Here is a 12,029-nt window from a genome sequence, read left to right on the forward strand (position 1 = left end):
AAAGGAAACGCAGAAATCGTAACCCAGGACCTCAGACTTATTGAAAGATTCTTCTATCAAATGAGAAAACTGCTGGGATATCAGAGCTGAAGAAAGTGAGCTTAAAGTAAATAAAGTATTAAAAAATAAAAGGTAATTGATAGATAAAAATTTTATAGCAACACTATTTCCGGAAATATTGAATTAATAATTAATTGGTAAATTGTTAAAATGTTTTAACTGAAGGAAAGAGTGAAAATTAATAACCATGAAAATTTGAAAAGACCTTCTGAAGAAAGGCTTCAATTAAATGCATATAAAATTATTTATCGGGTATAGAGAACCCCAGTACATAAACGAAATAATATCATGCTCTTATTATATAAGGTTGTGATATTCTTAATTACCTATAAGAGACTGTTATAAATAGTCTCTTTTTTTAATTTGAATTAAATTTATTATCATGAAAGACCAATCATTACAGTTTCATTTGATAGAACCGGATCATCAGATTTCCGATTTTGTGTATTGCTTTTCGTCTTTTAATAACGTACCGGCAATACAGGAGGGAATCATTATTCCGAACGGTAAAATAGACCTTATTTTGTCGCTAACGGGAGACGGCGATTTCAGGATTGTTCTCATAGGACTGGAAACGCAGCCCAAAATGGCTCCTCAGGAACCTATATCGAAATTTTTTTCCGTCAGCTTTCATCCTCTCGCCTTGGAATATATTCTTAAAATGTCTGTCGCCGACCTTCTCAATAAGGGCCGTTTATTGCCGGGTAACTTCTGGGAATTTAGCGTTGATGATCTTAATGACTTCAAAGCCTTCTGTGATAAGGTTACGGACAAGGTTGTTTCCCTGCTTCCCGATGTTGTTGATAAACGTAAACAGGATCTGTTTAACCAGATTATCGTCACTCAGGGAGATGTCAAAGTGCAGGAACTTTCTGAAAAGATCGCATGGAGTCCGCGGCAGATCAACCAATATTTCAATAAATATTTAGGGGTTTCACTGAAAACGTATTGCAATATCCTGCGGTTCCAGGCATCACTTCGCCATATCTGGGAAGGAAACCTGTATCCGCAGCTGAATTATACCGACCAGTCGCATTTTATCAAAGAGGTTAAAAAGCTGTCAGGTGTTTCCCCGAAAGAACTGAGTAAAAATGAAAACGGCCGATTTTTACAATTTTTGGTCTATGATAAGAAATAGCTTTGCAGTATATATATTCAATTATGCTGTTAGAAAATAAAAGTGTAGCAATTATCGGAGGAGGTCCCGGAGGACTTACCATAGCCAGGCTGCTCCGGCAAAAAAACATCAGTGTCCGCGTTTACGAACGTGATCTCGATAAGAATGCCCGCGTACAGGGATCGCCGCTTGATCTGCATTATGATACAGGTCTTGCTGCTCTGCGTGAAGCTAATTTATGGGATGAATTCAAAAGGAATTTTCTTCCCGGGGCAAACCGTGAAAAGATCATGAATGAAAAAGCGGAGGTCTTCTTCAGCGATCATGCGGATAAACGGGAAGAAGATTTCAACAACCCGCATTTCCGTCCTGAAATAGACCGGGGTACCCTCCGAAAGATCTTACTGGAATCCCTGGAACCTGAAACCGTAGTATGGAACAGTCATTTTTCCTCTATGGAAAAGATGAATGAAGGCTGGCTTCTTCATTTTAAAAACCGTCCGTCCGAATATGCGGACCTTGTGATCGGAGCAGACGGGGCAAATAGTAAAATACGCCCGTACATTACCGATATCAAACCCTTGTATACGGGCATCACCATGCTGGAAGGGAATATCCCCAATGCTTCTCAAACTGCCCCTGAGATCAATAGCCTTTTAGAAGGTGGTAAAATTATGGCTTTTGGGAATAACCAAAATTTACTGATGGGCCAGAAAGCAGATGGTGAGATCGGCTTTTATGCAAGTTTCCGTGCTCCGGAAGACTGGAAATCCCAAAATGGGATCAACTATTATAGTAATAAAGAAGTGTTACAGTGGTTCAAATCTTTTTATCCTGAATGGGACAGAATCTGGGACGAGCTTTTTATGGCCGCAGTGCCTCCCTTCATTCCACGACCGATTTACTGCATGCCGTTGGATCAGGATTGGCAATCGCAATCCAATGTCACCATGCTTGGGGACGCGGCTCACATCATGCCTCCGTTTGCAGGGGAAGGAGTCAATATGGCCATGCTCGACGCATTGGAATTAAGCCGTAATCTGCTTTCTGACGATTTCGAATCTACGCTTCAGGCTATTGCCGGATATGAAGAGTCACTGCGGAACAGGGCATCGTTGGTAGCCGGTGAATCTTTGGATAATGGAGAACTTATGCATTCGGAGACAGCTTTGCAGTCGATGGTCGAAATGTTTAAGATGCACTGAAGCATCCTGTAAATTCAGACTAAAAGTATCATTAAAATAATTTAACCTCCCGTAAAGAGAGGTTAAATTTTTAATTCAAATATATCAATTATCTATAGGTACTAAAGCAATAGATGGGCAATTATTAGTATCCCTGGTTCTGTACCAGGTATCCCGGAACACTCGAAGCGCCGTCAATCGCCGTCTGTGGAATTGGGAAAAGTCTTTTTCTTACGTCTGTATTGGTTTTTGAGGTGTATGTATCTTCATAATGCCCAAAACGGATCATATCGGTTCTCCTTGAATATTCCCAGTAAAATTCAAAACCTCTTTCCCGGTAGAGTGTATTTAAATTAATGCTGGTCAAGGCAGGTGGAGTAACGGATGGTCTTGCGGTTCTTGAAGCCCGTACAAAATTAACATCTGATAAGGCTGCTGCGGCATTTCCTTTTCTCAGCTGGGCCTCTGCTCTCATTAAATAAATATCTGCCAGACGCAGGAGTACAATATCGGCATTTCCTCTGTTTCTCCCCGTATCGGAAGTTCTGCTGAACTGATATTTTGAAACCCTGTATCCGTCTGCATAATCTTTATGGGTAGGATCTTCAAGGTCTACTTCCAGAACGTGGTTTACGTAGTTGGTAAATCCGTTTCTCTGTTCAATCATCGGATAGATTTTATACTGTCCGTTCGCCATCTGGAAAGGCTGCCCGTTCGCAGAGTTTCTCAATCCCCACTGGATTCCTCTCTGGATTCCCCGGTTGATCTCATACGTCGGCCCGTCTACCAGGAAGTAATGATTGGCATCGTTGGCAGGAGTAACGCCTGTAAGATCTTTTAAATTTTGAGGAACGGTAAAATTTTCTTTGTAAAATCTTGCGTCTGCCTGTGCAGGATCTGTGCTTCCGTAAGCCTGAACCCACGTTTGATAAAAGTCAGGTGTAATGGCGGGCCCGTCCGTTCCATTTGCTTTTGGAAAAGCGGCCAGGGGATACTGGCTTCCGGACAGTGACCAATATCCTAATCTGTTGTGAGACGTATTCAGGTCCTGGCGTTGATCGATGGCAAAGATCAATTCTTTGTTGGTGTGGTTGTTATCATCAAAAATAGCAAAATATTCCGCAGATAAACTGAATAATCCCGAATTGATTACCTTGTTGGTATACTCAATGACTTTATCCATATCGGCGGCAGAGAAAGAAGGCGTTCCGTACGGATCTCTGTAGACCGCTGCATTAAGATAAAGCTGAGCCAAGAAACCGTTTACCGCGGCTTGGGAAATTCTTCCGGGCTTATGGCTATTGTCGAGATCATTGACTACGGCAAGAAATTCACTTTCGATATAGGAAATCGCTTCCTGTTTTCTCAGAATCTGAGAATCCTGGCCTGAAGCGTCTTTTTTAAAGGCTATTCCCCAGTAATCAAGTAACAGCATATTGTAGTAAGCTCTTAAAGCCCGCATTTCGGCTACTGCTTTGGCTGCATTAGGATCAGTTGCGGCAAGCGGCTGCAGCTTTTCGATTGCTGTTACAGTTCTTGAAATCATCAGCCTGAAAGCATCCCAGGTCTGTTGAACCACAACATTGGTAGTCGTCATCGTATGCTGATGAAGTTCGATATATTTTCCGCCATCATACCAGTCATTTCCGCTTCCTCTCGGAGGAAGAATGGCCTCATCTGTACTTATCAACTGGAGACCATAGTTCTTGGTATGGGTAAAGGCATCCGGAAGAGGGCCATAGGCAGGAGCAACAAAGGACTCCACCATATTGCTGGATGGCGCATCTACCGATTCATCGATCACCTGCTCATCAAGATTCGTACATCCTACTGTGACCAATGCGCTTAGACTTAGTATAGAGATTAAAAATTTATTTTTCATTGTTTTCTTTTTTAAATAATTAAATTAAAATGCTACGTTCATCCCGAACATAAAGCTTCTCGCTTTCGGGTAAGTGCTGTAATCAATACCGAAAGACTGGATACCTCCCTGAGAAAGTCCTGTATTGATTTCCGGATCAAAACCTGAATATTTGGTAATCACAAATAAATTCTGAGCCGTTAACGATAACCTTATGTTTCTGATATGTTCGCCGATTCCTAAAATTTTAGGATCAAGGCTGTATCCCAGCGTGGCATTGTTTAATCTGAAGAAATCTCCTTTTTCAAGATACCTCGTTGAGATCACGTTGGTGTTGTTTGCACTTTCGTTAGGAAACTGGGTGGCGGCATCTGTCGTGTTTTGGGAAAGCCCTAATCTTCCTCTCGTAAAGAGGGTAGAAGCAGTGTTGTTGTAGATCATGTTTCCGGCAACACCATTGAAGTTTAATCCCAGATCGAAATTTTTGTAAGCGGCTTTGAGGTAAAGGTTATACGTAAAGTCAGGAAGTGCGCTTCCGGAAGCCACCCTGTCATTATCCGTGATAATACCATCTCCGTCGACATCCCTGAAGATATTGGTTCCGTTGGCATTCAGTCCTAAAAATTCTTTTACATAGAAAGTCCCGATCGGTTCGCCGTTAATATACCCGTTGATAACAGCATTGGTTGTTCCCGGACCCTGTGCTTCCCCTGTCGAGATGATTTTATATGGTGAGTCTTTGATCTCATTTTTAATAAATGAAGCATTTCCGCCGATGCTGTAAGTAAATGCTTTATTCGGATTGCTGTTGTAGTTCAAAGAGATTTCCCAACCGGTATTATTGATCTTCATATCAGGAATGTTCTTCCACATTTTCGGTGCCGGTTCTACAGGATCTACGGTGTTGATTTCCAAAAGAATATTGTCAGAAACTTTTCTGAAAAAATCAACCGTACCTGTCAGTCTATTATTAAGAATTCCAAAATCCAACCCGATATTGGTCTGTGTTGTTACTTCCCACTGAAGGTCAGGATTATCTGCTCTTACCAGATAGATGCCTACAGGATAATTTCCGCTGTCGTTCAGAGGATAGGTAGCCTGTGCCGTACCGTTAGAATCAGCCTGGTAGCTTTTCTTGGTTACTTTACCTGGAATTTCCTGATTTCCTGTTTTCCCCCAGCTTGCTCTTAACTTTAAATTGTTGATTTCCGTGATATCGGAAAGGAAGTCTTCTTTGCTGATGTTCCATCCGGCGGCTACCGAAGGGAAAATACCGTATTTATTGTTGTCCCCAAATTTAGAAGAACCGTCCGCCCTCAATGTTGCGGTCAGTAAATATTTATCATTAAAATCATAATTCATTCTTCCGAACCATGATTGTAATTCGTTTCTGTTGGCGGCAATTGAAGTGGTAGAATTATTTTTCCCGGCTGCAGGAATCTGGTACTGAGGTTCAATTCCGTTGATCGGGAAGTTTTCGTAATACCATCCTCGGGCCGTAAGTTTTAATCTTTGGTAAGAATGTCCAGCCATTACATTAAAATGATGGCGATCCAGATTGAATTTATAGGTAAGCGTATTCTCAACAAGCGTGTTGTTATTGGAATAATTGCTCAGATTCAAGGTTCCGATTTCCAGCGGTATGGCATGCGGCGTATTCTGAACTACCCTTTCTGCTGAAGAATAATCTACCCCTAAGTTTAATTTGTACACCAGTCCTTTGATGATTTCTACAGATGGAGAGAAATTTGCCAGGATTCTGTTGTTGGTGGTGAAATCTTTATAAATTTCCTGACGGATCAGCGGGTTAAAAGATCCGTTGTTGAAGACCGTAGTCGGCTCACCGTTCGTATAAGCAGGGTACGTAGGATTTAAAGTGAGCATTGTAGAAACCATGCTCGTTACGCTCGGCCTGTTGTTTTCAGTTCTGGCACCGCTGATATTAAAATCAACATTTACCCTTCCGTCAAAAGCTTTCTGGGAAACATTGATACGTCCCGTATACCTTCTCAGGTTGCTGTTGTACAAAATACCTTCCTGATTCTCATATCCCAATGTTGCATAGTAATTTGAATTTTCCGTTGCCCCTGATGCAGAAAAATTGACATTATTGGAAACAGCCGTTCTGGTAAGCTCATCCTGCCAGTCTGTATTTCCGCCCATATCATCAAGTTTGGCACCCATAGCTGTCACCTGTCTTCTGAATTCATCCGCACTGAATACATCCATTTTATTGGCTAAACGAGACACGGTAAGGTTGGAAGAAAGATTCATCTGCATTCTTCCCTTTTTGCCTTTTTTGGTAGTGATAATGATAACCCCGTTTGCGGCTCTGGCTCCGTAAATGGCTGCAGCAGAAGCATCCTTCAGAACATCGATCGATTCAATATCCTGTGGATTGATGAAATTCATCGGGTTGTTGGCTACACCTGTATTGCTGTTGTCGATCACAAAACCGTCGATCACATAGAGTGGCGTGGTTCCTGAACGCAGACTTCCAACCCCACGGATTATAATATCCTGGCTGGCCCCCGGCTCACCGCTCACATTCGAGACATTTACCCCGGCAACTTTTCCCTGGAGCAGCTGTCCTACGTTGGCTACCAGACCTTTATTGAAATCTCCGCTTTTTACAGATCCTATTGCACCTGTTACATCAGATTTTTTCTGGGATCCGTATCCTACCATTATGACTTCTTCGATGTCTTTGAGTTTGCCGTCACTTTTGATGGTGTCAGATTCTTTTTTTTGTGCAAATGCTAAGCTGACACAACCCATCAAAACAGTTGGCACGAGGTAAATACGTTTCATTCCTTAATTATTTTGGTGCAAAATTAAGAGGGTGAACCACCAACTGCCGTTAAATTACCGTTAAGTAACTTCTTTTTAAATTTAATAAAATGTGAATTTTATTGAGGAAAATTAAATTTCAGTAAACTTTATGTTAAGCGCTATGGTTTAAATGCTTCATAATGAATAAAAGTCCTGTTAACATTGGGTTATAGCAAATCGGTATCGATTTATCGCTTTGTATTTTGTCTAATTTTGCACGTTGCTTTTTAATTTTTAATTATCAAAATAATAATCAATATGAATTATGTTTGTAAAAGTGTTAATGTCAGGGCTTTTATTTTCCTTTTAACACTTATTTTTGGACCTTCTTTGATAGCCCAAAAGGAAAAACCGGTCAATGTTATATTTATGATCGGTGACGGAATGGGTGTTTCGCAGGTAACTTCGGCATTTTATTTCGGACAAGGAAAACCGAATTTTCAGAATTTTAAATACGTAGGCCTTTCGGAGACTTCCAGCACAAGCGACCGCGTAACCGATTCCGCAGCGGGTGCAACAGCCCTTTCGACAGGACAAAAAACATACAAAAGAGCCATCGGAGTCGATAAAGATTCTCTGGCAATCCCAACGATTTTAGAGCAGCTTCAGGACCATGGCTATAAAACCGGGCTGGTTTGCCTTACGAGCATTACACACGCGACACCTGCTGCATATTATGCCCATGTGAAAGATCGTGATCTTCAGGAAGATATCGCGCTGGACTTTATAAAATCCGATGTCGACTTTGCCGCAGGAGGCGGTCTGAAATTCTTCAGTAAAAGGAAAGATAAGAAAAACCTGCTGAAGGATCTCATCAAAAAAGACTATAGGATAGATACCGTGTCCCTGTCAAAACCTGTTTTAGGAAAAAGAAATCTGTACCTGATGGCTCAAGATGAACTTCCCAACAAAGTACAGGGAAGAAAAGATTTTCTTCCGGAAGCGACGCAAATGGCTTTAGACTTCCTTTCGCAGAAGAAACAGCCTTTTTTCCTGATGGTGGAAGGTTCGTTCATCGACTGGGGAGGTCACGCCACCAATGCAGAGATGATGGTAAAAGAAGTTCTTGATTTCGACAAAACGATTGGTGTGGTCATGGATTTCATTAAGAAAAACCCGAATACGCTGCTCGTTGTTACTGCAGATCACGAAACCGGAGGGGCAAGCATCGGCAAATTTATGGAAAAAGAAGCTTCAGGAAAATCAAAGGAAGTAAAAGATAAAGTACAGGTCAATTTTATCGACGGCCAGCATACGGCAGCCCTGGTTCCCGTTTTTGCCATGGGAAAAGGCGAAGAGCTGTTCTCAGGGGTTTATCCGAATAATACGATTTACCATAAACTGGTGGAAGCTTTAAAAAGGTCAGGAGTTAATCTAAAATAATACCTATGTTTTTTAAATTTAAACAAATCAATATAGCAGTTGCCCTTACGCTCGGAAGTTTTGCATTGGCACAGAATTATGCGGCTCATTCACACAACGATTACGAACAGGAGGTTCCTTTCTGGTATGCGCTGGGAGCAGGAGCGAAATCGATCGAAGCTGATGTTTACCTTATTGATAATCAATTGTATGTGTCGCATGAAAGGAAAGATGTTCAAAAGGAAAGAACATTTGATAATCTTTACCTGAAATCTATCGAAAAAGCCCTGGAATTGGGCATTATAAAAGACCGGCCGGTTCAGATTCTGATTGATCTGAAGACTGAAGGAGAATCTACGCTGAAAAAAATTGTTTCCGAAATCTCAAAATACCCCGCGATTACAGGATCAAAAAATATACATTTTGTTATTTCCGGAAATAAGCCTTCCCCCGACAAATTTGATACATATCCTGATTTCATAACCTTTGATTATCAGTCACTCCGGAATCTTACTCCCCAACAATGGAAGAAAGTTGGTTTGGTGAGCCTCAATTTTAAAGAATATTCTGTCTGGAACGGAAAAGGAGGAATGACCGTAGAAGATCTGCCGAAAGTAACGAAGGTCATTAAAGAAGCAAAATCCTTTCATAAACCTTTCAGGTTCTGGGCTATTCCTGATGGAAAAACCTCGTGGGAATTTTTTGCACATGCAGGAGTGGATTATATCAATACCGATCATCCGAAGGAATGTGCAGATTACCTGAAAAAACTGGACGAAAGGACTTTCAGGAACACTTTGACGAGCGAGGTTTATCATCCTCAATTCTTATTTGAAAACAAAAATATCCCGGTAAAAAATGTAATTCTTCTGATCGGTGACGGAAACGGACTTTCCCAGATCTCATCTTCTGTTTTGGCGAATAAAGGACAACTAACCTTGACGCAGCTTAAAAATATCGGTCTGATTAAAACCGGATCTGCGGATAATTTCACCACAGACTCTGCAGCAGGAGCCAGTGCCTTTGCAACCGGGGAAAAGACCAACAACCGCTTTATCGGTGTCGATCCTTCAGGCAAAGCCATTCCAAACATGACCGAAATTCTCTCTGAAAAAGGCTTTAACACGGCCGTTATCACCACCGATGAGATCGTAGGAGCTACTCCGTCTGCGTTTTATGCCCACCAAAAAGACCGCGGGATGGAAAAAGAAATTGCCCGGGATCTTACCACATCGAAGCTGAATTTTTTCGCAGCAGGAGGAAGATCCAAAGTGACCGGACTGAATCATTTTACGGTAGTTGAAAATACAAAGTCAATTGCAGAAAGCAAAGCCGACCGCCTGGCATTCTATTTCTCAGACAACGGAGTGCCAAGGGTACTGAACGGTCGGGGAAATCTGCTGGCCGAAACGGTGGAAAGCAGCCTTGAATTTTTAAAAAATAAAAATAAGCCGTTCTTCATCATGATTGAAGGAGCCCAGATCGACAGCGGAGGCCATGCCAATAATGTCGGAACCATTGTAACGGAAGGAATCGATTTTGACAGGGCCATTACCAAAGCTGTTCAGTTTGCGGACCGGAATCCGGGGACACTGGTGATTGTTACTGCCGATCATGAGACGGGAGGATTCAGTATTCCCCATGGAGATCTGGCGACAGGTACTATTGAAGGGGATTTCACTAAGGAAGACCATTCCGCAACACTCATCCCGGTTTTTTCATACGGGCCGGGATCTGAAAACTTCACGGGAGTCTATGAAAACAACGAAATTTTTCATAAAATAATAAAATCCCTTAAGGTGAAATAATTAATTTATCGAATTGATTATCAGATGTTAAAAAAGCACGATCTCAAATTGAAATCGTGCTTTTTATTTATGCTTTCCTGTATTTAATTGGACTGCATTTGAATTTATCTTTGTTCAAAAGATTTCAGGGTTCCATCTTCATTATATTCAATATCGTACCGGTACCGTTCATTCTCAATGGATCCGGGCTGCCATACAATCCTGTTTTTTCTTCTGCTGGCAGAAATGACCTGGTTTTCATTATGGCTTCCGATCTCTTTATCTTTTTCTGCAAGCACCTTGAAGACGTTATAGACATTTTTAAAAGGAAGTTGGTCCAGGTTGATCAGATCTGCCTGTACATCATCATTTTTGGAGAGGATTACCGGTTCAGGTTCCTGCCATTGGCCGTCCCGATATGTATATTCATCAACAAAATCTGGATTTTCCGGGGTCTGGAATTTCGCGATGATCCTTCCGTCCGGGTAAAAATGAATGTGCTGATAAAGGAATATCGAATGGCCCTTGAATCTCGGCAGATCGCGCAGCTGCTGTTCGGCAAGCTCAAGTTTTTCAGGCTGTGAGGTGAAAGGGATGTTTTCCGTGTTGCTGCTCTCTGTACTTTGGAAATCCTGACTTTGGGTCTGCACTGAGTCACCGGCGGAACCGGGCGATGTAAGCGTATCGTCAATACTTTTCTTAAAGTCTTTACAACCTGTCAGAAAAACAGATACGGCAAGGATCAGAATATATTTTTTCATATTTTAATTATTGAGGTCATCATAAAAAGTAAATTTTTCAGGCTGCTCCGGAAGATATAAAATCTCACGCTGCTTCAAGGTTGAAACCCTGGCGATATCCAGTAAAGAAACAATTTCTTTTTTACGCACATGAATTTTCTTTCCGTTCCGATCGTTAAATTCCAGGGTATATTCTACCTGTGGCTGTTCGTTGATGTAGGTTCCGGTCTGTCTCACGTCGACAATTTCTGCTGTTGTTTTTATCCCTCGGAATTTCAGTTCCAGCATGTCGCGTTCCGACTTATTTCCCATGATAAATATTCTGAATATGAGATAAAAGATCCCTGTGAAAAAAATAAAACAGGCGGGAATAACCAAAAGGGGATGAAAAAGCTGTAGAAAACGCCATCCCAGTCCGCCGTTCTCCGAAGAATAGGCATATTGGTAATAAACAGCTACTGCTCCGGCAAAGAGCATCCATATGATAAATAATGTATAATTTACTTTAGATTTTGAACCTTCCAACAGCAGGTAAGGATTTTTTTTAAAATCAGGATCTACCTTCAGATACAGGATCTTGCCGGTTCCAAACCTGTTTTCCTGTGGACGGGTATCATTGACTGTCATCTTATGCTGAATGGTTTCCCCAGAAAAATTCTGGATTTTAAGACTCATCTCCCGCGTTGTCATTGAGCTGTTCTGCAAAAGCACTTTTGAGTTTGTGATGTAGGCCTGTATTCTTTTTCCGTACTGTTCGATATAGGCCATATTTCTTTTGGCGAAAATACCGTTCTTCAGGATCAGCCATAGTGTGGTCCCGAGAACGATGCCCCAGAGCAGTAGGCTTAGTCCAAGGTAAAACAGGGCAAGCTTTCCATTTTCGGTATTATTACTGGTATGATAAGTATTGTAATAAATGATACATGGATGCACAAAAATAAAATAGCCGATGAAAAGACCCCAAAATCCAACAAATCCTTTTTTCATTTCAAATTAGTTTAGTCGTATCATAAATGTTGAGGTACATTCTTCTTCAGGGTGAAGAATTGCAGCAGACCTCAATAAAATAGCATGCTCGCTGATGAT

The 12,029-nt window shown here is 41.4% G+C and carries 8 protein-coding genes; 4 read left to right on the forward strand and 4 right to left on the reverse strand.

What is annotated here, in order from left to right; genetic code table 11:
* The first annotated feature begins 442 nt into the window (after positions 1–442).
* Positions 443–1,198 carry a helix-turn-helix domain-containing protein gene (locus AC0N32_RS14055; RefSeq protein ID WP_476394485.1) on the forward strand — a complete coding sequence of 252 codons (756 nt, stop codon included), beginning with the start codon at positions 443–445 and terminating at the stop codon, positions 1,196–1,198.
* Positions 1,199–1,221: 23 nt separating this feature from the next.
* Entirely contained in the window at positions 1,222–2,382 is a 1,161-nt protein-coding gene (locus tag AC0N32_RS14060; protein ID WP_476394486.1) for an FAD-dependent oxidoreductase, read from the forward strand.
* 124 nt (positions 2,383–2,506) lie between these two features.
* On the opposite strand, the gene AC0N32_RS14065 is transcribed toward AC0N32_RS14060, so the two are convergent.
* Positions 2,507–4,243 (reverse strand): RagB/SusD family nutrient uptake outer membrane protein, encoded by a 1,737-nt coding sequence (locus AC0N32_RS14065; RefSeq protein ID WP_476394487.1) that lies wholly within the window; start codon positions 4,241–4,243, stop codon positions 2,507–2,509.
* Positions 4,244–4,267: 24 nt separating this feature from the next.
* Positions 4,268–7,033: a SusC/RagA family TonB-linked outer membrane protein gene (locus AC0N32_RS14070; RefSeq protein WP_476394488.1), complete on the reverse strand. Its 2,766-nt coding sequence runs from the start codon at positions 7,031–7,033 to the stop codon at positions 4,268–4,270.
* Positions 7,034–7,312: 279 nt separating this feature from the next.
* Between AC0N32_RS14070 and AC0N32_RS14075 the strand changes: the two genes are divergently transcribed.
* Positions 7,313–8,437, forward strand: coding sequence for an alkaline phosphatase (locus tag AC0N32_RS14075; RefSeq protein ID WP_476394489.1), 1,125 nt, complete (start codon positions 7,313–7,315; stop codon positions 8,435–8,437).
* A 5-nt stretch (positions 8,438–8,442) separates the two neighbouring features.
* The gene (locus tag AC0N32_RS14080; RefSeq protein WP_476394490.1) at positions 8,443–10,224 is read left to right on the forward strand and encodes an alkaline phosphatase; all 1,782 of its coding nucleotides are present in this window, start codon (positions 8,443–8,445) and stop codon (positions 10,222–10,224) included.
* 104 nt (positions 10,225–10,328) lie between these two features.
* Here AC0N32_RS14080 and AC0N32_RS14085 read toward each other — a convergent pair whose 3' ends face one another.
* Both AC0N32_RS14085 and AC0N32_RS14090 read right to left on the reverse strand, forming a co-directional pair.
* Positions 10,329–10,964 (reverse strand): hypothetical protein, encoded by a 636-nt coding sequence (locus AC0N32_RS14085; protein ID WP_476394491.1) that lies wholly within the window; start codon positions 10,962–10,964, stop codon positions 10,329–10,331.
* Positions 10,965–10,967: 3 nt separating this feature from the next.
* Positions 10,968–11,930, reverse strand: coding sequence for a hypothetical protein (locus tag AC0N32_RS14090; RefSeq protein WP_476394492.1), 963 nt, complete (start codon positions 11,928–11,930; stop codon positions 10,968–10,970).
* Between the last annotated feature and the right edge of the window lie 99 nt (positions 11,931–12,029).

It is taken from the genome of Chryseobacterium endophyticum, from assembly GCF_056333165.1.

Coding starts and splice junctions, on each gene's coding strand:
- AC0N32_RS14070 (WP_476394488.1), bottom strand. CDS start 7,033: ATGAAACGTATTTACCTCGTGCCAACTGTTTTGATGGGTTGTGTCAGC.
- AC0N32_RS14085 (WP_476394491.1), bottom strand. CDS start 10,964: ATGAAAAAATATATTCTGATCCTTGCCGTATCTGTTTTTCTGACAGGT.
- AC0N32_RS14055 (WP_476394485.1), top strand. CDS start 443: ATGAAAGACCAATCATTACAGTTTCATTTGATAGAACCGGATCATCAG.
- AC0N32_RS14065 (WP_476394487.1), bottom strand. CDS start 4,243: ATGAAAAATAAATTTTTAATCTCTATACTAAGTCTAAGCGCATTGGTC.
- AC0N32_RS14075 (WP_476394489.1), top strand. CDS start 7,313: ATGAATTATGTTTGTAAAAGTGTTAATGTCAGGGCTTTTATTTTCCTT.
- AC0N32_RS14090 (WP_476394492.1), bottom strand. CDS start 11,930: ATGAAAAAAGGATTTGTTGGATTTTGGGGTCTTTTCATCGGCTATTTT.
- AC0N32_RS14060 (WP_476394486.1), top strand. CDS start 1,222: ATGCTGTTAGAAAATAAAAGTGTAGCAATTATCGGAGGAGGTCCCGGA.
- AC0N32_RS14080 (WP_476394490.1), top strand. CDS start 8,443: ATGTTTTTTAAATTTAAACAAATCAATATAGCAGTTGCCCTTACGCTC.